Source organism: Sphingomonas antarctica, from assembly GCF_965137005.1.
GTDB lineage: Bacteria > Pseudomonadota > Alphaproteobacteria > Sphingomonadales > Sphingomonadaceae > Sphingomonas_O > Sphingomonas_O antarctica.
This window is the reverse complement of record NZ_CBCRXM010000006.1, coordinates 1-17,975: the sequence shown is the minus strand read 5'-3', so window position 1 is coordinate 17,975 and position 17,975 is coordinate 1. Positions and strand designations below refer to the sequence as shown.

Sequence of the window (17,975 nt, the reverse complement as noted above, 5' to 3'; positions counted from 1 at the left end):
TGTGCCAAACGGCAGCTACCGCTAGCGATCCGTTCGAGGGGACACAGTCCTCTGGAAGTGGGTTTCGGATAGGCCACCCCTCGGGTGGCCTGTTTCGTTTTCGGCCCTGTCCGGCGTGCCGCCGACCGTGACCTCACCTCATACGCAGCCTGCCCTCCACTCAGTCCGGCAAAGCGCCTCCGAGTCGCAAACGCTTACAGCACGTCCGTCCTACCCGGTCAACTGTCGCTTCCCTGCTAACTGGTCAAACACGCTTAGAGGGGTTTGGGTTGACAAACTGCGGGTTTGAGGTAATTGGCCCATTATTGTAATGGGAGTGACCTGAATGTCGCGCATGCGCAGCCCCAATTTTCCCAGCATCCCGCTCGAACATGCGATCCGAGCAGCCCGAACCGTGTGGGATAATAACCGCCGCTCGGTTATCATGCGCGAGGATGCGGCAAAGGATATGGGCTATACCGCCATGAGTGGGCGGGCGTTGAGCGTGCTCGGTGCGCTAAACCAGTACGGTCTGGTAGAGAACGTGAGTAAAGGGCAGCTTCGGGTGACGAAGCGAGCAGAGGACATTTTCCACGGGTATCCCGAGGACGTAAAGTTAACCGCGCTGCATGAGGCCTCCAACGCGCCAGCGTTGTATAGCGACATTTACGAGCGCTTTGAGGGTGCTATTCCCGGCGATAATGCGGTGCGCTCGTTCCTCTTCCAAAAGGGGTTCACGAACGAAGGCGTCGAGAAGGCTCTTCGGGCCTTTTTGGAGACTAACCGTTACGTTGAGATTGCGGGCGCTTCCGAAAGTTATCGCGCCGCCGATCAAAGTGCACCAGATTCTCCTCCTCTTGAGCAACAAGAGGAGGAGCAACGACCCGTGGAGACAGTCATTACGCCAGCGCCGGGGGCGGGTAAAAGCGGAATCACATTTTTTCGGCAAGGTCCGTTGGACTTCAGCCTGACGTCCAACGGCATCGCATTGACCGGCAACACTAACTCTGCGGCTGACCTTAAGGCATTTATCGAGCGTCTCAAGGTGCTGGCCGCAGTGCTTCCCGATACGGTTGAGGCAAGCGATGAGTGACGAAGGCGACGCTAAGGAGGCTGAGCGTCTTCGCGACGACGTTGTCCGACGCATGCTCAAAACCCCCCCGACGCCAGCACCCAAGCCTAAACCAGGACGAAGGCCGGGAAGGCCGATAGCTACCTAGTCGCGCTTCGGTCGCGGCTTCCACCGTGCCTTGCGGCCCCGTCCGTAAGGCTTGCTACGCCCTTGCGAGGTTAGGCCTAGCGTATGTCAGGCGACGCCCGACGGTCCCTGCAATCGCCTTCGTGGTACGGTCCGTATCGTTGCAGCCGGTCGCAATGCGGTTGGTATAGCGGAAATCAAACTCAGCCAGATACCGCTGCAAATGCTGCTTGCCGCAATGCTGGTAAATGCCGCGCATGCCGCGCTTGAAGATACCGAAGAAGCCTTCGATCTGGTTCGTCGTGATCGAGCGGTCAGCGCGCGAGACATACTCGCCACGGGCGTGAGCGACGGTGCCGTGGGCCGCGAAACCCTTGCCGACGATGCTGTAGTGACGCGCTTCGTCGGTGAGCAAACGGGCTTCCTTGGCAATGTTGGCTTCAAGGATCGGCGCAAGGTTGGCCGTCGTGATCGTGCCGTCGAACACCATCGAAACCGACCGACCCGTGGTGCGGTCAACCAGCGTCAAAATCTGGTTGAGGTTACGGAAAGGGGTGCGGCTTTTGGGCGCGTCAGGATTGCGACCGAAATAGGTCTCATCGGCGAACACGTCGCCACCGTCCGAACCCATCGGGGTCACGTCATCCGAGCGCATGGCTTCGCGGATGCGATGCCCCATGAACCAAGCGGTGCGATACGAACCGAAGCCAAGCATGCGGTGAAGCTGCATGGCCGACATGCCCTTCTTGCTCGAACAGAGAAGGTATGTCGCCAGTAGCCACTTGTGCAAAGGAATGTGCGACCGCTCGTAAATCGTGCCCATCGTGGCGGTGAACGGCTTGCGGCAATCCTTGCACTTATAGAGGCCCGCGCGCGTGGTCTTGCCCTTGAGCAAGGTCGAATTGCCCACCGTGCCGCAATGCGGACAGTTGCGACCATCGGCCCAGCGGATCGCTTCAAAGTGAGCGCGGGCGGCTTCTTCGTTCGTGTAGATCGGATCGGTGAGCGTCGTCATTCCCCCTAAGTAGGGAATTGGCGTGGTATGTCAAGTGAATAATGTCCAGCGCCCTTTACTTTTTTAAACCATCATCGCCCTGGTTCGCTCTTCGACGCGGGCCTCGAGGATCGTCAGGGGCATCGCGCCGTCCTTGAGCACGTCGTGGAATTTTTTGAGGTCGAACTTGCTGCCCAGCGTCGCCTTCGATTTGTCGCGCGCACGGATCCAGGCGAGGTGGCCGATCTTGTAGCTGCACGCCTGGCCCATCTGGGTGCAATAACGCTCGACCTCACGCTGCGAGCGCGCTTTGGCGAAGCCGGTGGTCTCGACCATGTACTGCGTCGCCTGTTCGCGGCTCCAATTCTTGGTGTGAAGGCTGGTGTCGATGACCAGGCGGGCGGCGCGGAACAGATAGGATTGGATCATGCCGGCATGGCCGAGCGGATCGCCCTGATAGAAGCCGAGTTCGTCGGCGAGTTGTTCGGCGTAGAGCGCCCAGCCTTCGGAATAGGCCGAGAAGCCGCCGAATTTGCGGATCAGCGGGATGTCGCCCGATTCCTGCGCGGTGGCGATCTGGAGATGGTGGCCGGGGACGCCTTCGTGGAAGGAGAGCGTCGGCAGGCCGTATTTGGGCCAGTCGCCGACGTCCTTCAGATTGATAAAGTAGATCGCCGGGCGCGAGCCGTCGAGCGACGCGCTCTTGTAATAGCCGTTCGACGCGCCGTCCTGAATCTCGACGGGCACGGCGCGGATTTCGAGTGACGCCTTGGGCGTGTGCGAAAAGGCTTGTGGCAGCTTGGCGTACATCGCCTGAACCTGTTTGTTGAGGTCGGCGATCAGCTGGAGGCGACCCGCGGCCGTGTCGGGATAGAGCTGGTCGGGGCGTACATTAAATGCCGCGACGCGCGCGCCGACCGTGCCTTTGGTCAGGCCCTGAGTCTTGAGAAAGGCATCGAGCTGGCCAGAGTAATCGGCGACCAGATCGAGGCCGACCTTGTGGACTTCCTCGGGCGACATGTTGGTCGTCGTCGCCTGTTCGAGCGCGGCGGCGTAGATTTCGCCACCGCGTGGCAGGCGTTGCGCGCCGTCCCCCGAACGCGTGGTCGGGCGCAGCGCCTTCATCAACGCGATCTGGCGATCGAGCGCGGGATAGACTTCGCCTTCGATGATCTTCGCGGCGCGCGGGCCCCAGTCCCCGGCGATCCCCTTGGCGGCGGCGCGATCGACCAGCGACTTGGTCATCGAGCTATCCGCGCCGGACACGTTGCGCAGCTTTTCCATCTGGCCGACCGACAGGTCGATCGACCAGCCGGGGGCAAGATAGCCGCGCGCGGCCTGCGCCTTTTGCTCGGTGGAATCCTCGTCGAGCGCTTTGGAGAAGGCGGACAGGCGCGAGAGGTAAGCTTCGGCATCGGGTGCGGTGGCGATGGTGTGGCTGGAGCTGAGGAAGTCGGGGACGTTAAAATAGGCGCCGTCCTGCTGCATGATGACGTAGGGGCGCTGGACCCCGCCCAAACCGAATTTGGCGGCGGCGGTCATGCGGGTTTCGGTCTGATAGATGACCACGTCGCGGTTGAGCTTGTTGGCGTCGGTCAGTGTCGCGGGGTCGATCGCCTTCAGTTCGGCGAGGATGCCACGCGCGATGCCGAGATCTTCTTCGCGCCGTGCGGCGGTGCGGGGAGAGAGTTGCGATTTGAGCGCGGCGTTGGGGCCCTTGTCCAGCCCAGCAAAGGTCGCGAATTCAGGCGAGCGGGTGATCGACTGCATCACCGTCTTGGTGAAGATCGCGTTGAGCGCGGCGTCGCCGCCGGTGCCCTGAGCGAGGGCGCGACCGGGCAAGGCGGCAAGCGCCGAGGTCGATGCGGCGGCGGTGACGAATTGACGGCGATCCATGCGATTGCTCCCGAAAGACTATCGTTCGATGGTAGCCTGCCGCCGGGCCGGTTCAAGCGCGATTCCGCGGCGGCCGGCGATTTCCACACTGTAATGCCAGGCGGTGCGGCCCGACCGCGTGCCGCGCGTCGTGACGAATTCGAGCGCGTCGGCCCGGTCGAAGGGCAGATCGAACGCGCGGGCATAGCTTGCGGCCATCGACAGCCATTGGTCCTGATCGGGGAGGTGGAAGCCGAGGCTGAGCCCGAAGCGATCGGCCAAAGCGAGGCGATCGTCGGCCACGTCGCGCGGGTTGATGGCGCTGTCCTGCTCGGCGAGTTCGCGCGGCACGATGTGGCGGCGGTTGGATGTGACCGCGAGGCGGACGGAAGCGGTGCGCGCGGTCGTGCCGCCGTCGAGCATCGAGCGGAGCGCGCGGGCGGCGCCGAGATCGCCGTCGAAACCGAGATCGTCGATGAAGACGAGAGTCGGGCGATCGAGCGCGGCGACAGCATCGAACAGCATGCCGAGTTCGGCGAGGGATTCGGGGGCGACTTCGACGAGGGTCAGGGGCAGGCCCTGATCCTGAAGCTGGCGCACCGCGGATTTGGTCAGCGCCGACTTGCCGCTGCCGCGCGACCCCCAGAGCAGCATGTCGTGCGCGGCGTGACCCTGTGCCAGGCGGTGGAGGTTGGCGAGGACTGCCGATTTTTGCCGGTCGATGCCGGTGAGAAGTTCGAGCGGGAGAGGGGCGAATGCGGCCGGGGCGAGACGGCCGTTTTGCCAGCGGTAGGCCGGGGCGTCTGGCGGTGCGGCGGGCGATCGAGGCGGCGCGAGGCGGTCCAGCGCGTCGGCGATGCGGGCGAGAGTGCTGTCGTCCATGGCGGATTGCTACGGGGGCTGACGGTATTTGCCCACCCCCGCCCAGCTTCGCTGAGTCGCCCCTCCCAAGGGGAGGGGACAGATAGTCTTTGGCGGTGGAACCGCCGTCCGCTTCGGCTATTCATCGGGCATGAGTGAAATTGAAACGAAGATCGTCCCCGTCATCCTGTCTGGCGGGTCGGGGACACGGTTGTGGCCGATGTCGCGGGAGGAGCGGCCCAAGCAGTTTCTGGCGCTGGCGGGCGACGAGACGATGTTCGAGCAGACGCTGGCGCGGGTCGGCGATGCAGGACAATTCGCCGAGCCATTGGTCGTCGCCAACCGCCGCCATGCCCAATTGATCGAGTCGCAACTGGGCGGGAAAGCCGCGACGCTGATCCTCGAGCCCGCCGCGCGCAACACGGCACCGGCGATCGCGCTCGCCGCGCTCCATGCTGCGCCCGATGCGCCGTTGCTGGTTATGCCGAGCGACCATGTGATTGCCGATGTCGGGGCGTTTCACCGCGCGGTGGAGGCGGCGTTGCCGCTGGTCCGCGACGGGTGGCTGGCGACGTTCGGGATTTCGCCCGACGCGCCCGAGACGGGCTATGGCTATATCGAGATGGGCGAGGCGCTGGGCGAGGGTGTCGCCAAGGTCGCGCGGTTCGTCGAAAAGCCCGATCTGGGGACGGCCGAGGCGATGCTGGCCGACGGACGTCATGTGTGGAATGGCGGGATTTTCCTGTTCCGCGCCGATGCCTATCTCGACGCCTTGGCCAGTCACGCACCCGCGATCCTCGAAGCGGCGAAACGCGCGATGGCCAGCGCCGAGCGTGAAGGCGCCACGATCCTGCCCGATGCGGCGGCGTTCAGCGCCAGCCCGTCGGATTCGATCGATTACGCGGTGATGGAAAAGGCCGCGCGCGTGGCGGTGGTGCCGGTCAGCATGGGCTGGTCCGATCTGGGTTCATGGGATGCGCTGCACGGGCTGCACGGTGGCGGCGACGCCCATCATGGCGAGGTGATTGCGATCGACACGCAGAATTGCCTGTTGCGATCGGACGGTATCCGGATCGCCGCTATCGGGATTAGCGACTTGATCGTGGTGGCGAGCGGGGACAGCGTGCTGATCATGCCCAAAGGGCGCAGCCAGGAGGTCAAAACGGTGGTCGAAGCGTTGAAGGCTAAGTCGTGAACAACCCGGCAATTGGCGGTTGCCGCCTCGTCCTCGGCGGGAATGTGTTCGGCTGGACCGCCGACCGCGAGACGAGCTTTGCGATCCTCGATGCGTTCGTGGCAGCGGGCGGATCGATGATCGACACTGCCGATGTCTATTCGGCATGGGTGCCGGGGCATCGCGGCGGTGAATCGGAAAGCGTGATCGGTGAATGGCTGCGCGCATCGGGCAAGCGCGACTCAGTGCGGATCGCGACCAAGGTCGGGATGCTGCCGGGCGAGGGTGGCAAGGGATTGGCGCCCGCACGGATCGCGGCGGCGTGCGATGCGTCGCTGCAGCGGCTCGGCGTCGAGCGGATCGACCTGTATTATGCGCATCGCGACGATCCGGCCACGCCACAGGACGAGGTAGCGGCGGCGTTCGCGACGTTAGTGCAGGCCGGAAAGGTGGGCGTGCTCGGCGCGTCGAACTTTACTCCGGAACGCCTGCGTTCGGCGCTCGACCTCGGCACGCCGTACCGCGTGTTTCAGCCCGAATATAATCTGGTTGCGCGTGGGGCGCTGGCGGAGGGTTTGCGGGCGAACCGCGACGGTGATCTGACCGAATATGAGGGAGCGCTGCAGGATTTATGCGTCAAGCGGGGCGTTGCGGTGCTGCCTTATTTCGGGCTCGCTTCGGGTTTTCTGACCGGGAAATACCGGTCGGCGGAGGATGTGTCGGGCGCGCGGGCGATGCGCGTGAAGGATTATATGAAAGTGCGTGGGCTTGCCGTGCTCAAGGTGATGGATGGTGTCGCCGAAGAAACCGGCGCGACGCATGCGCAGATCGCTTTGGCCTGGCTCAACGCGCAGCCGGGCATCGCCGCACCGATCGCCAGTGCGACGAGTGTGCTGCAGTTACACGATCTGCTCGCCGCGACCGAATTGACGTTGTCGCCTGATCAGTTGGCGCGGCTGGACGCTTCGGGTGGTTAGGCCTCATCGCCATAGACGCTGACGACCGGTTCGCCGTTTTCGATCTGCATCGCGCGGTACATGCCGGCGGTGTTGAAGCGCCAGCCGCAGCCGTCGCGACTGGCGTAGATCACCCCGCCTTGCCCTTTGATCGCGTCGAGTTCGGCAAGCACGGAATTGGCGGCGGCTTGCGGGGTGAAGCCGGCGAGGCGGACACGGGCGGCGATTTCGTGCGCGACGCCGAGGCGGATGAACGCTTCGCCCGCGCCGGTGCAACTGACCGCGCAGGCGCGATCGTCGGCATAGGTGCCTGCGCCGATCAGCGGTGAGTCGCCGACGCGGCCCCATTTCTTGCCGGTCATGCCGCCGGTCGAGGTGGCGGCGGCGACGTGTCCGTGGCTGTCGAGCGCAACGGCGCCGATGGTGCCGAATTTCATGCCCTGGGTGAAGTCGGCGTGTGGATTGGCGAGGAGGGTTTCGAGTTGTTCGCGGCGTTCGGCGGTGGCGAAATAACCCTGATCGACGGCTTCAAAGCCCTGTTCGCGGGCGAATTTGTCGGCGCCTTGCCCGGCGAGGAAGACATGGGGACTGTGGTCCATGACGGCGCGGGCGAGTTGGACCGGGCTGCGCGTGCAGCGGACGCCCGCGACCGCGCCGGCGTTGCGCGTGCGGCCGTCCATGATCGCGGCGTCGAGTTCGATCTTGCCTTCGGCGGTAAAAACCGCGCCACGGCCAGCATTGAAGGTCGGGTCGTCTTCGAGGACGATCAGCGCGGCTTCGACGGCATCGAGCGCGGTGCCGCCATCGCTGAGGATTGCGGTTCCGGCGGCAAGGGCGGTGGCGAGGGCATGGCGTGCCGCGGTCTCGGTGGCGGGTTCGGGCCAACTGCCGCGCGTCTGCATGCCGGCGCCGCCGTGAAGGACCAGCGACCAGGTCATCCGATTTTCAGCCGTACGAACGCCATACCGCTCGTTCTATCACCGCCATAGCTGGGGTCGAGCGCGTTCGGCGTGAGGCTGCGCGCGGCAAGGGCGCCGAGGCCGAGGCGGACGCGGTTGGCGAGGGGGAAGTCACGGATCGCGCCGAGCGACATCTTGCCGACGGTATAGACCGGGCCGTGCGTGCTTCCGACGGGTGCCAGCAATTCGTCACTTTCGATGACTTCGCCACGACCGAAGATGGTCCAGATGCGGTTGGTCCAAGTCGCTTCGGCGATGAAGGCGTCCTGCGGGGTGTGGCGGTGACCGTCGGCTTCGATGGTTTGCTTGCGGCCCCAGGCGAGGGTGCTGGCGACGAAACCTTTGCCGATCTTGCGGGTGTAGATCGCCGAGGCAGACCATTTGTCCTGATCGTCGTTCGGTTCGAGCTGTTCCGGCGATTTTTGCCGCGCATAGCTCGCCTGCAGCGACCAGTTTTCGGACGGGTTGACGCTCAGCCGCGCGGCGGTGGAATCGAATTTGGGGCTTTCGATGCCGTAGCGGTGCTCGTCCGGCTCGCGGCCCTTGAAGCGCGACACTTCGGCCTTCACCCCGGCCCAGGTCACCCCCGCGGTGATCACGCCGTAAGTGATGTGCGTGGAATCGAGCCAGTGATGGCTGATCGGCGCTTCGGGCGAATCCATGATCGACTGGCGGTGCATGAAAGCAGGCGGGCCGAAGACGGGTTCGCCGGGCAGGCCGGCGTATAGGAAGACGCTGCCGCGCTCGCCGATGCGGTGCGACAGTGACGCCGACAATTCCATGAACAAATCGTGCGGGTGCTGGCGATCGACCAGGGTGTTGGTGCCGTCGGCGGTTTCGCCCGCGGCGAGGAGGATGGGGTAGCCGCTTTTGCCCATCAGCGGATCGGGCGAGAGCATGGCGCGGAGTTGCAGCGTGTCGCGGTCGTTGAGCGGCTTGATGGCCATGCCCATGATCATGCCGCTAGCGAACCCTTTGCCCGCCCCGCGCGGGCCCGATTGGTGATCGTAGACGGCGTTCAGGAGCGCATGGCCCATGAGGTGCCAGCCGCCGGTGCCGGTCATCGCGCCCATCATGTCGCTGGCGTCGGGTTGCCAACTGGTGCCCGAGGCTTCGCGTTGCATGTCGTAGGGGCCGAAGGCGGCGGGCATGGACATGCTGGTGTGATCCATGGTGGGCATGTCCATGCCGGGCATGGCCGACATGTCGTGCCCGGCGTGCGGATCGGCGGGGGCGGGCATCGGTGCGGCCTGGGCGCGCGCGATGGACGGAAGCGCGATGGCGAAAGCCATCGCGGTAACTATCTTTTTCATCTGAAAATCTCCGGGAACGGTGTGACTGTGGAATCTACACCGTTCGGGGAGGGGGCGGTTCGACGCCGCGCGTGTGGCTCACGAAGGTCTTGTCGCGCGATGCCGATGGTTCGAGTTGTGAGATGTACGCGGGCGACATCGGCGTGGAGACGGCTGGCGCTTCGGTCGCGCATCCGGCGACGCAGCATTGCACTGAGGCTTTTCCCGGCTTGCTGTCGCGCTGCGGGTGGCAACCGTTGGGCATGGCCACCGCGGTCGCAGCCGAGACATTGGCGTCACGCGCCGTTGCCAATGCCGGCGCCAGCGCGGAGGCCAAGGCGATTAAAAGCCTGAATGTCCGCCAGAAAATCACCGTGCGATTATGCTGGCTTAAGTCCGCGACGGCAACGGGGGTGTGAACTTACCATGCAATGTCCTTGGCATCCCAGCTGAGAAAGCGGCCGGTGTCCGCGGGGGTCAGCGCGGCAATGACGCGGCGCATGCCGGTGACGCTTTGCGTGGGCGTGATCGCCGCGCCGGGGCCGCCCATGTCGGTCTGGACCCAGCCGGGATTGATGACGCCGACGGTGATGCCGTCCTTGGCGTATTCGATGGCGAGGTTCTTCCATGCCATATTCAGCGCGGCTTTGGAGGTGCGATAGGGGATGTGCGCGCCGCCGGTTTCCGCGATGCTGCCCATGCCGCTGGTGACCGCGACCATGCGTTTCCGATCGCTGCGGGCGACATTTTTCCGCAGCGCTTCGGCCAGCAGCGTCGGGCCGATCGCATTGGTGCGAAGGACGTTGAGCCAGGCTCCGGGATCGAGGTTGGTCTCGCCGTAAATCCCGGCATTGGCGAAGAGCAGGTCGATCGGGCGGTCGCCCACCGCCTGTGCCAGCGCGGCGATGCTGGCGGCGTCGGCAATGTCGAGTGCAAGGACTTCGGCCCCCGTTGCACGCAACGCGTCGGCCTGATCCGGATGCCGCGCGGTGCCGATAACGGTCCAGCCGTCGGCAGCGGATTGGCGTGCGAATTCGAGGCCGATGCCGCGATTGGCACCTGAAATGAGGACTGTGCTCATGGGTTCGCTTTCGTTCGGAGGAGGGTTGCTCTATATGTAGGGTGCAATTCCCGGAGTGCTCATGTCCATCCGTCCGTGGCGCGACATCGCGCGTCGTCAGTCCCGTCAGATCATGGTCGGCAATGTGCCGGTGGGCGGCGACGCACCCGTCACCGTGCAGACGATGACCAACACCCCGACCAGCGACGCCAAGGCGACCATCGATCAGATTCGCCGCTGTGAAGAAGCCGGGGCGGACATCATCCGCGTGTCGTGCCCCGATGTGGAATCGACCGCTGCGCTGAAGCAGATCGTGCGCGCGAGCCGCGTGCCGATCGTCGCCGACATTCATTTCCATTACAAACGCGCGCTGGAAGCCGCCGATGCGGGCGCGGCGTGTTTGCGGATCAATCCGGGTAATATCGGGTCGTCGGAGCGCGTGGCGGAAGTGGTGCGCGCGGCGAAGGCCAATGGCTGCGCGATTCGTATCGGGGTCAATGCCGGAAGCCTCGAGCGCGATCTGCTCGAGAAATATGGCGAGCCGTGTCCAGAGGCGCTGGTCGAGAGCGCGCTGGACCATATCAAGCTCCTCGAGGACCATGATTTCCGCGAATATAAGGTCGCGGTGAAAGCGTCGGACCTGTTCCTGGCCGTCGCCGCTTATCAGCAATTGGCGGAAGCCGTGGATTGCCCGCTGCATCTGGGCATTACCGAGGCGGGCGGGTTGATCGGCGGGACGGTCAAGTCGTCGATCGGGATCGGATCGCTGCTCTGGTACGGCATCGGCGACACGTTGCGCGTGTCGCTGTCCGCCGAGCCCGAGGAAGAAGTCCGCGTCGGGTTCGAAATCCTGAAAGCGATGGGCATCCGCAATCGCGGTGTGCGCGTGGTCAGCTGTCCGAGCTGTGCGCGGCAAGGGTTCGACGTGATCCGCACGGTGGAGAAGCTCGAAGCGCGGCTGTCGCATATCCGCACGCCGCTGTCGCTCAGCGTGCTCGGTTGCGTGGTCAACGGGCCGGGCGAAGCGCGCGAGACCGATATCGGGCTGACCGGCGGCGGCAATGGGCGCCACGCCATCTTCCTCAGCGGCATCAGCGACCATGTCATCGCCGACGAGGGCATGATCGACCATGTCGTGCGATTGGTCGAAGCCAAGGCGGCGGAGATCGAGGCCGGGACGAGCGTGGCGATGGGCGAGGCTGCTTAAAACCGTTTTTTCGTCGTGTGGTTGGCTGGATCGTTGGTCGGCTATTGCACCAAGTCGGACCAACCCTCTATTGCGTGAACGTCCCATTATGGCACGAATAGGTCGGCTCGTATGTCGAGTCGGGGCTTCCGGCACAGTCGTGCCGGAGGTGAATGGGGGGTGCTATGCGGAAATCAACTTGGGCGATGGGCTATCTGTGTGTCGTCGCGAGTCCCGCGACCGCGCGGGAACCGACGGTCATCGATTATGTGATTCCCGCGGCGAAGATCACCGCCGGGGTGACGCAGCGAATCACGCGTTGCCCGCCGTCCGCCGAAACACAGGCTGCAATGCCCAAAGGTACGACGCTGCCGGGGCCGGGTTTCCACTATGCCGTGCTCATCGCGGGTAAATCGACGCCGGGGCGGCTGGTCCATTTCAATACCGAGTCTGGATTCCTCGTCGATCGCGAGACCAAGGCCCATTTCGCCGACGATTGGTATCTGAAGGACTTCAACGGCAAGACGACCGGGCAGGGCGGACCCTTGCTGGTCTCGCTGATCAAGGCGGGGGCCGCGGCGGTGGCGATGGCTGCTAACCCGGTGGCCGGCGCAGGTGTTGCAGCGGCTGCTGTTGGTAGTGGAAGGCGCGCTGCCCAGTACCGCGGAGCCAAGTCGGTCCCGCCGAAGCATTATTTCGCAAAGCGGTGGTACCTCGAATGTTTGCCGGATGTCATCGAGGCCCTTGCTACGCTCAAGGAGCAGCGCGAGGACGTTGCCAAGCTGGAAACGCTCGTCATGGGCGGTGACACTTCGGCGGCGACCCAGGAGTTGCTGACGCTTCGCCGCAAGCAGGTCGACGAGGCGGAGGCGGGATTATCCGTCAAAGCGACTGTGAAGGGCGGATTGACTCCGGCTGTGAACGCCCATGGCGTCATAACAAATCTCACTGGTCAGATGGACCCGCCGAAGATTGCCCGGTGGTTTCAGGCGAAGCTGGCTAAGACGGAAGTGAAGGCAGAGACGTACGCCAACACAGAAGCCGACCAGTCAGTTGAAGACCTGCTCCGCCGCCACGACCGAAAAGTTCCGGGACTATATGGTTATCAAGTTAGCGTCGTACCCAATGCGCAATTTCAAGCATGGTTCGGGTGCAAAGCCGACGCTCCGGGGATGGCCGGGTGCGCCGAATCGAGCAGCGTCGAGCCGCTGCCCACGCGCGATCTGGTCTATTTGCGCCCCGTGCCCGCCACCGTTTCGGTATGGCCGAACCCGGCCAAATGCGCGGCCGTCTGCCCCGCAGATGAAAATTGGGCCGAAGGGAACGACGCTTCGGATTCGATCGACGTCAAACTGCCGCAACTGTCCCGGCTGTACACGATGCGCACCGGTGCCAGCATTTTCGGCGGGCGGACCGTTGGCGCGGAATTCGGCCCGATGGGCGAGCCGACGATGCTGGAATATGATGTTGGCAGCAGCGGCAAGGACGTCGCGGGCGTGATCGACGCGGGTGTCGGCGCTGCACAAACCGTTCGCGATGCCCCGGGTGCTGCGACCAAGCGCAAACTCGATCAGCTCACCAACTCGAAAGCGCTGCAGGATTTGATGGATGAAATGGAAAAGGACGCGAAGTGATTCGAGGTTGGCGGGACGGCGTTCGCGGTCTCGACCGAGCTGACACTATCGGCGTGCCGCTTCAGCCCCGGACGTAATCCCACACTTTCGAAATCACGACGGAGCCCTCGCCGACGCCTGACGCGACGCGCTTGACCGAGTTAGCGCGGACGTCCCCGACTGCGAAGATGCCGGGGTGGGAGGTGGCATATTGGGAGGTGCCGCCGACGTCACGACCGGTGCGGACGAAGCCGTTCTGGTCGAGCTGGACCAAGCCCGACAGCCAGCCGGTGTTGGGCGCGGCACCGACCATGATGAACAGCGCGCAGGTCGGGACGAGCCGTTCGGAGCCGTCGGCGATGGTGCGGATCGTCACGCCATCAAGCTTGTCGTCGCCGTGGAGCGCGGAAACCTCCGCGCCATATTCGATGGTGATGGCGGGGTCGGCCTCAAGCCGGCTGGACAGGTAGCTCGACATCGACGCGGCGAGCGACGACCCGCGCACCAGCAGGCGCACGTGGGTCGCGGCGCGGCTGAGGAACATCGCCGCCTGGCCTGCCGAATTGCCGCCACCGATGATGATCACTTCTGAATTCTTGCAATAGCGCGCTTCGTTTTCAGTCGCGGCGTAATAGACGCCGGCGCCTTCGAGGGCTTCGAGCCGCGCGATGGGCAGGCGGCGATACTGAACCCCGGTGGCGACGACCACGGCGCGGCCGCGCACACGTTGATCATCATCGAAAGTCGCGCAGAAGGTTTTGTCCTCGAGCTGTTCCAGCCGGGCGACCTTGCGCGGCATCGTGAAGCGGGTGCCGAATTTCATCGCCTGAACCTCGCCGCGCCAGACGAGGTCGGCGCCCGATATGCCGGTCGGGAAGCCCATGTAATTTTCGATGCGGCTGGACGTGCCCGCCTGGCCGCCGATCGCGGTGTCCTCGATGACCAGCGCACACAGCCCTTCGGCACCGGCATAGACGCCGGCGGCGACACCAGCGGGGCCGCCGCCGACGATCAGGACGTCATAGGCCTCATCCTCGCACAGATCCTGGCTGAGGCCGAGCAGCCGCGCGACTTTGGCCGGGGTCGGATCGTCGACGACGACATCGCGGCCGAAAATGACCGCGGGCTTGTCGGGCGAGACGGCGCAGCTGGTGGCGACCTCGGCGGCTTCGGGGCTGCCGAGTGCGTATGAGCGGTAAGGCAGGCGGTTGCGGCTGGCGAATTCGGCGATACGGCGGACGGCGCGGTCGTCATCTTCGCCGAGCAGGACCAAAGTGCCGTCGTGCGAGTCGAGCTGCCGCCGCCGCCGTGCCGCCAGCACCGTGATGACGATGTCCGACATTTCGGGGATTTCGGACATCAGCCGCAGCATGTCGACGCGCGGCACTTCGAGCGTGCTGACGTCGCTCGCGGCACGCATCGGCATCGACCAACTGCCGCCATTGAGGAACGAGATTTCGCCCATGAACTGCGTCGGGCCGAGCGTGGAGGGCAAATGGCGTTCGTCGGTGAACGGGTTGACCACCTCGATCTCTCCCGCCTCGACATAGACGAAGCGGTCGGCGGGATCGCCCGGCGTGGCGAGCATCGTGCCGACGGGATAATGTTTGACCGTGCCGACCTTGCGCAGCGCGGCAACGTGCGCCTCGGTCAGCGGAACGCGCTGCATTTCAGCAAGATCGCGGCCGATGGTTTCCATGTTGGTGAGTGTCCCGCTTTGTTGGCAGCAAACATCGGCTCGGCCGAGGCATTTCGCAATGGTGCGAAAACGCAGGACGGCGTTATGATTGTCACCTGATCGAAAAGGAGATTGTGCCATGGCCTATCAGGGAAGCTGTCATTGCGGCGCAGTGACGTTCGAGGTGGCGGGGGATGCCCCGTTGGAGGCGATGAGCTGCAACTGCTCGCATTGCCGCCGCAAGGGGTTTTTGCTGACGTTCGTGCCGGCGAGCGATTTCGCGCTGACCGCGGGCGAGGATGCGCTGACGACTTACACGTTCAACAAACACAAATTGCGCCACCGCTTCTGCCGCACGTGCGGGGTGCAGCCGTTTGCGGAAGGCCAGGGCAAGGACGGGGCCGACGTGCGGGCGGTCAATCTGCGTGCGGTGCCGTCAGTGGACCTGGATGCGCTGGTGGTGAAGCGGGTGGATGGCGCGTCGTTTTAGATGGGAGGGAACGTCGCGGCGGGTGTCGCCCCAAAGTGAATTCGGCGGTCCCGCCGAGCAAGCCGATGGCGTGTATCGCGAGGTCGAAATGGCTTTGGCCATTTCGCACCCGCGACACGCGTGGTGCTGCCGGTGAGGATTGAACTCACGACCTCAGCCTTACCAAGGATGCGCTCTACCACTGAGCTACGGCAGCACTCGCGCGAAACGCCGGTTCGGCGTGGGCGACGGCGGCCCCCTTGGCGAACGCGCGCGTCCACGTCAAGGTAAGCGCATGGCCAAACCCGATCCCGAAGCACTCGCCAAGGCGTTGCGCGAGAATTTGCGGCGGCGGAAGGATAAGGTGCGCGATATGCCACCGCCGCCGCAAAAGAATGATGTCGGCCATAAATCCTAGAGGCTCGTTTATTTCCTTGACATCGTGACGCTGTTTGAGTACCAAACAGGAACGATGAAGAATTGTGAGTCGGGCTGATCGGTCCGACGCGCTGGCCGGGAGCGGCCCGCACGATTGAGGAACAGCGACATGAATTGGTTCGGCAGGAAATCTGCCGGGCGTGCCGATGCACGTCCGGTGTTGGCGCGTGGATGGTCGATCGCTCAGTCGGAGCGCCCCTGGACTTATGAGGACGCGGTGCGGTCCGGCTATCTGGCGAACCCGGTGGTGCAGCGGGCGGTGCGACTGGTGGTGCTTGCGGATGCCGATGCGACCGCACTGGCGGGTGGCGCGAATCTGGCGATGCTGGGCGGGGAGGCAATCCAGTACGGGCATGCACAACCCTTGGGCGGGGCCATGTGGCGACTGAGTGAACTGTACCGCGGGCGGTGCGGCACGGAGGCGACCATTACAGGGCATGAAGCTGGCGAAAGTTTTGCCCTGATCGAACCGGCGACAATGCGCATTCTTGCGGTTGAGGATGCAATGACTGGCGCCGTGATCGACGCACAAGGCGTCGGCGACGCGCTGCCAATTGTTGCGGCGCTTGCGACGGCTGGCCGGGCGTTACTGCCGCTATCACCGGTAAAATTGAGCGCCGAGCGTGTGGACGAAGGGTTCCGGGTGACGTGGATCCGCCGCAGTCGCGACGGCTTCGCCTGGCGCGATGGTGTCGAGGTCCCGATTGCTGAGGAGCAAGAAGCCTATCGCTTGATGGCAAGCGGCGGCGGCGCGGAATTGAGTGCCGAAGTCAACGCGCCCGAATGGCTGCTCCCGGGTGACTTCGCGCCAGCGGGCGCGATCGTCACAGTCAGCGTCCAGCAAATCGGTCGCGCGGGGCTGTCCGAAGCGACGACGATCACAGTCGAGATTTAAGGAGGGTCGAGATGGAAACCACGGCACGATTTGACCTGCCGCTGCTGGCGGTGGCGCAGGCAGCAAAAGAAATAACGGTCAACGAGGCTCTGACGGCAATCGATATAGCGATGCAGCCGGTAGTGGAGGGCGAACTGGCGACGCCGCCGCCTTCGCCCGTCGTGGGACAGAGCTGGTTGGTCGCCGCCGGCGGCACTGGCGCGTTTGCCGGCCGTGACGACTCGATCGCCGCATGGACGGAGGGCGGATGGCGCTTCATCGAATCTTTTGAAGGCATGGCAGCGTGGCGTCGAGACGGTTCGTTCGTCGTTCGCAAAAGCGCGGCGGGCTGGTACAGCAGCACTTCTGTCGCGGTTCCGAGTGGCGGTTCCATAATCGACGTTGAGGCTAGAATGGCGATCACCGCAATCCTGATGGCGCTGCGCAACCATGGATTATTGGCGAGTTAAATATCGCACGGAACCTTTCTTCAAACCGAGCGTTTCGGCGGCAACTTGTCGAGGATCGAGCAAGGCAACAGTAGTGAGGCGTTTGGGCAACACCGTTCGTCAAACTGCTGCTTGCACCGCATCCAAGGCAGAGTTAGTGAGTTGTCGCTGTTCCATCAGGAACAAATGAGAAAGGGGATTTCAATGCGGAAGCTGGCAGTCGCAATCGCGCTCGCCTCCACCGCCATGGCTTCGTCCGCGCTGGCGCGTGACAAGGCATGGTACATCGGTGCCGAAGGTGGCGCGATGATCGTCGAGGACGTTCGTTTTAATATCGGTACGACGGTCAATGCGTCGACCGCCAAGCAGAAAGTCGGCTACGACGTCGATGGCATCATCGGATACGACTTCGGTCCGTTCCGTGCCGAAGCTGAAGTGGCTTACAAGCAGTCTCAGGTGAAGAGCTATAACAGCCTGCTGACGACCTTCCGCGGCACGGCTGCGCAGGGTTCAGTACCGGCTGGCCAATACAATGGCGCTGCTGGTCAGACTTCGGCGTTGAGCTTCATGATCAACGGCATGTTCGACTTCGGTGACGACGACAGCCTGTCGGGCTTCGTCGGCGGCGGCGCCGGTGTGGCGCGCGTCAAGTACAACAACTATTCGATCAGCCCGTCGGGCAACTTCCTCGATGATTCGGACACTGTCTTTGCTTGGCAGGGTATTGCGGGCATTCGTGCGCCGCTGACCGACCACATCGACGTTGGTTTGAAGTATCGCTTCTTCAACGCCAGCCGTGTCGACCTCGTCGGCGCGTTGGGTCAGCCGTGGCGTACGCGCTTCCGGTCGCACTCGATCCTGGGCAGCTTCATCTACAACTTCGGTGAGCCGGCTGCACCTCCGCCGCCGCCTCCCCCGCC

The 17,975-nt window shown here is 64.0% G+C and carries 18 protein-coding genes and 1 tRNA gene; 11 read left to right on the top strand and 8 right to left on the bottom strand.

Annotated features, from left to right (window positions below):
- Positions 1 to 325 precede the first annotated feature (325 nt).
- The gene (locus ACM9ME_RS08060; RefSeq protein WP_415642946.1) at positions 326 to 1,072 is read left to right on the top strand and encodes a hypothetical protein; all 747 of its coding nucleotides are present in this window, start codon (positions 326 to 328) and stop codon (positions 1,070 to 1,072) included.
- A 181-nt stretch (positions 1,073 to 1,253) separates the two neighbouring features.
- Here ACM9ME_RS08060 and ACM9ME_RS08055 read toward each other — a convergent pair whose 3' ends face one another.
- The 3 genes from ACM9ME_RS08055 to ACM9ME_RS08045 form a co-directional block, all read right to left on the bottom strand.
- Positions 1,254 to 2,192, bottom strand: a complete 939-nt coding sequence (locus ACM9ME_RS08055; RefSeq protein WP_415642945.1) for an IS1595 family transposase — start codon at positions 2,190 to 2,192, stop codon at positions 1,254 to 1,256.
- A gap of 63 nt (positions 2,193 to 2,255) precedes the next feature.
- Positions 2,256 to 4,067, bottom strand: coding sequence for a DUF885 domain-containing protein (locus tag ACM9ME_RS08050; protein WP_415642944.1), 1,812 nt, complete (start codon positions 4,065 to 4,067; stop codon positions 2,256 to 2,258).
- A gap of 18 nt (positions 4,068 to 4,085) precedes the next feature.
- Positions 4,086 to 4,928 carry a DUF815 domain-containing protein gene (locus ACM9ME_RS08045; RefSeq protein ID WP_415642943.1) on the bottom strand — a complete coding sequence of 281 codons (843 nt, stop codon included), beginning with the start codon at positions 4,926 to 4,928 and terminating at the stop codon, positions 4,086 to 4,088.
- Positions 4,929 to 5,058: 130 nt separating this feature from the next.
- Between ACM9ME_RS08045 and ACM9ME_RS08040 the strand changes: the two genes are divergently transcribed.
- Together ACM9ME_RS08040 and ACM9ME_RS08035 are read left to right on the top strand one after the other, a co-directional pair.
- Entirely contained in the window at positions 5,059 to 6,102 is a 1,044-nt protein-coding gene (locus ACM9ME_RS08040) for a mannose-1-phosphate guanylyltransferase/mannose-6-phosphate isomerase (RefSeq protein ID WP_415642942.1), read from the top strand.
- On the top strand, positions 6,099 to 7,058 hold the full coding sequence (locus ACM9ME_RS08035; protein ID WP_415642941.1) for an aldo/keto reductase: 960 nt from the start codon (positions 6,099 to 6,101) through the stop codon (positions 7,056 to 7,058). Before ACM9ME_RS08040 ends, ACM9ME_RS08035 begins: the two co-directional genes overlap by 4 nt.
- On the opposite strand, the gene ACM9ME_RS08030 is transcribed toward ACM9ME_RS08035, so the two are convergent.
- Both ACM9ME_RS08030 and ACM9ME_RS08025 read right to left on the bottom strand, forming a co-directional pair.
- The gene (locus ACM9ME_RS08030; protein WP_415642940.1) at positions 7,055 to 7,975 is read right to left on the bottom strand and encodes an isoaspartyl peptidase/L-asparaginase family protein; all 921 of its coding nucleotides are present in this window, start codon (positions 7,973 to 7,975) and stop codon (positions 7,055 to 7,057) included. The two genes, ACM9ME_RS08035 and ACM9ME_RS08030, sit on opposite strands and share 4 nt — an antisense overlap.
- Positions 7,972 to 9,309, bottom strand: a complete 1,338-nt coding sequence (locus ACM9ME_RS08025; protein ID WP_415642939.1) for a hypothetical protein — start codon at positions 9,307 to 9,309, stop codon at positions 7,972 to 7,974. The genes ACM9ME_RS08030 and ACM9ME_RS08025 overlap by 4 nt, the downstream gene beginning before the upstream one ends.
- Before the next feature lie 122 nt (positions 9,310 to 9,431).
- Here ACM9ME_RS08025 and ACM9ME_RS08020 point away from each other — a divergent pair, with 122 nt between their 5' ends.
- Positions 9,432 to 9,707 carry a hypothetical protein gene (locus ACM9ME_RS08020; RefSeq protein ID WP_415642938.1) on the top strand — a complete coding sequence of 92 codons (276 nt, stop codon included), beginning with the start codon at positions 9,432 to 9,434 and terminating at the stop codon, positions 9,705 to 9,707.
- A 2-nt stretch (positions 9,708 to 9,709) separates the two neighbouring features.
- On the opposite strand, the gene ACM9ME_RS08015 is transcribed toward ACM9ME_RS08020, so the two are convergent.
- A complete protein-coding gene (locus ACM9ME_RS08015; RefSeq protein ID WP_415642937.1) occupies positions 9,710 to 10,369 on the bottom strand; it encodes an SDR family oxidoreductase in 660 nt (219 codons plus the stop codon).
- Positions 10,370 to 10,430: 61 nt separating this feature from the next.
- On the opposite strand from ACM9ME_RS08015, the gene ispG reads away from it, so the two are divergent.
- Both ispG and ACM9ME_RS08005 read left to right on the top strand, forming a co-directional pair.
- Positions 10,431 to 11,555: a flavodoxin-dependent (E)-4-hydroxy-3-methylbut-2-enyl-diphosphate synthase gene (gene ispG, locus ACM9ME_RS08010; protein ID WP_415642936.1), complete on the top strand. Its 1,125-nt coding sequence runs from the start codon at positions 10,431 to 10,433 to the stop codon at positions 11,553 to 11,555.
- A gap of 164 nt (positions 11,556 to 11,719) precedes the next feature.
- Entirely contained in the window at positions 11,720 to 13,168 is a 1,449-nt protein-coding gene (locus tag ACM9ME_RS08005) for a hypothetical protein (RefSeq protein ID WP_415642935.1), read from the top strand.
- Positions 13,169 to 13,229: 61 nt separating this feature from the next.
- On the opposite strand, the gene ACM9ME_RS08000 is transcribed toward ACM9ME_RS08005, so the two are convergent.
- Complete coding sequence (locus ACM9ME_RS08000; RefSeq protein WP_415642934.1) at positions 13,230 to 14,846, bottom strand: FAD-dependent oxidoreductase; 1,617 nt, start codon at positions 14,844 to 14,846, stop codon at positions 13,230 to 13,232.
- Positions 14,847 to 14,964: 118 nt separating this feature from the next.
- Here ACM9ME_RS08000 and ACM9ME_RS07995 point away from each other — a divergent pair, with 118 nt between their 5' ends.
- Positions 14,965 to 15,315: a GFA family protein gene (locus ACM9ME_RS07995; protein ID WP_415642933.1), complete on the top strand. Its 351-nt coding sequence runs from the start codon at positions 14,965 to 14,967 to the stop codon at positions 15,313 to 15,315.
- A gap of 121 nt (positions 15,316 to 15,436) precedes the next feature.
- Here ACM9ME_RS07995 and ACM9ME_RS07990 read toward each other — a convergent pair.
- Positions 15,437 to 15,511, bottom strand: a tRNA-Thr gene (locus tag ACM9ME_RS07990).
- A 78-nt stretch (positions 15,512 to 15,589) separates the two neighbouring features.
- On the opposite strand from ACM9ME_RS07990, the gene ACM9ME_RS07985 reads away from it, so the two are divergent.
- The 4 genes from ACM9ME_RS07985 to ACM9ME_RS07970 form a co-directional block, all read left to right on the top strand.
- A complete protein-coding gene (locus ACM9ME_RS07985) occupies positions 15,590 to 15,712 on the top strand; it encodes a hypothetical protein (RefSeq protein ID WP_415642932.1) in 123 nt (40 codons plus the stop codon).
- A 129-nt stretch (positions 15,713 to 15,841) separates the two neighbouring features.
- Positions 15,842 to 16,627, top strand: coding sequence for a GTA baseplate fiber-binding domain-containing protein (locus ACM9ME_RS07980; protein WP_415642930.1), 786 nt, complete (start codon positions 15,842 to 15,844; stop codon positions 16,625 to 16,627).
- A gap of 11 nt (positions 16,628 to 16,638) precedes the next feature.
- A complete protein-coding gene (locus tag ACM9ME_RS07975) occupies positions 16,639 to 17,076 on the top strand; it encodes a DUF2793 domain-containing protein (protein WP_415642929.1) in 438 nt (145 codons plus the stop codon).
- Positions 17,077 to 17,259: 183 nt separating this feature from the next.
- A partial coding sequence (locus ACM9ME_RS07970) for an outer membrane protein (protein WP_415642928.1) occupies positions 17,260 to 17,975 on the top strand: 716 nt, incomplete at its 3' end.

Excerpts from the sequence above, each read along its gene's own strand:
- ACM9ME_RS08000 (WP_415642934.1), bottom strand. The coding sequence starts at position 14,846 with ATGGAAACCATCGGCCGCGATCTTGCTGAAATGCAGCGCGTTCCGCTG.
- ACM9ME_RS07995 (WP_415642933.1), top strand. The coding sequence starts at position 14,965 with ATGGCCTATCAGGGAAGCTGTCATTGCGGCGCAGTGACGTTCGAGGTG.
- ACM9ME_RS08030 (WP_415642940.1), bottom strand. The coding sequence starts at position 7,975 with ATGACCTGGTCGCTGGTCCTTCACGGCGGCGCCGGCATGCAGACGCGC.
- ACM9ME_RS08005 (WP_415642935.1), top strand. The coding sequence starts at position 11,720 with ATGCGGAAATCAACTTGGGCGATGGGCTATCTGTGTGTCGTCGCGAGT.
- ACM9ME_RS07985 (WP_415642932.1), top strand. The coding sequence starts at position 15,590 with ATGGCCAAACCCGATCCCGAAGCACTCGCCAAGGCGTTGCGCGAGAAT.
- ACM9ME_RS08060 (WP_415642946.1), top strand. The coding sequence starts at position 326 with ATGTCGCGCATGCGCAGCCCCAATTTTCCCAGCATCCCGCTCGAACAT.
- ACM9ME_RS08020 (WP_415642938.1), top strand. The coding sequence starts at position 9,432 with ATGTACGCGGGCGACATCGGCGTGGAGACGGCTGGCGCTTCGGTCGCG.
- ispG (WP_415642936.1), top strand. The coding sequence starts at position 10,431 with ATGTCCATCCGTCCGTGGCGCGACATCGCGCGTCGTCAGTCCCGTCAG.
- ACM9ME_RS08015 (WP_415642937.1), bottom strand. The coding sequence starts at position 10,369 with ATGAGCACAGTCCTCATTTCAGGTGCCAATCGCGGCATCGGCCTCGAA.
- ACM9ME_RS08050 (WP_415642944.1), bottom strand. The coding sequence starts at position 4,067 with ATGGATCGCCGTCAATTCGTCACCGCCGCCGCATCGACCTCGGCGCTT.
- ACM9ME_RS08025 (WP_415642939.1), bottom strand. The coding sequence starts at position 9,309 with ATGAAAAAGATAGTTACCGCGATGGCTTTCGCCATCGCGCTTCCGTCC.
- ACM9ME_RS08045 (WP_415642943.1), bottom strand. The coding sequence starts at position 4,928 with ATGGACGACAGCACTCTCGCCCGCATCGCCGACGCGCTGGACCGCCTC.
- ACM9ME_RS07980 (WP_415642930.1), top strand. The coding sequence starts at position 15,842 with ATGAATTGGTTCGGCAGGAAATCTGCCGGGCGTGCCGATGCACGTCCG.
- ACM9ME_RS07975 (WP_415642929.1), top strand. The coding sequence starts at position 16,639 with ATGGAAACCACGGCACGATTTGACCTGCCGCTGCTGGCGGTGGCGCAG.
- ACM9ME_RS08055 (WP_415642945.1), bottom strand. The coding sequence starts at position 2,192 with ATGACGACGCTCACCGATCCGATCTACACGAACGAAGAAGCCGCCCGC.
- ACM9ME_RS08040 (WP_415642942.1), top strand. The coding sequence starts at position 5,059 with ATGAGTGAAATTGAAACGAAGATCGTCCCCGTCATCCTGTCTGGCGGG.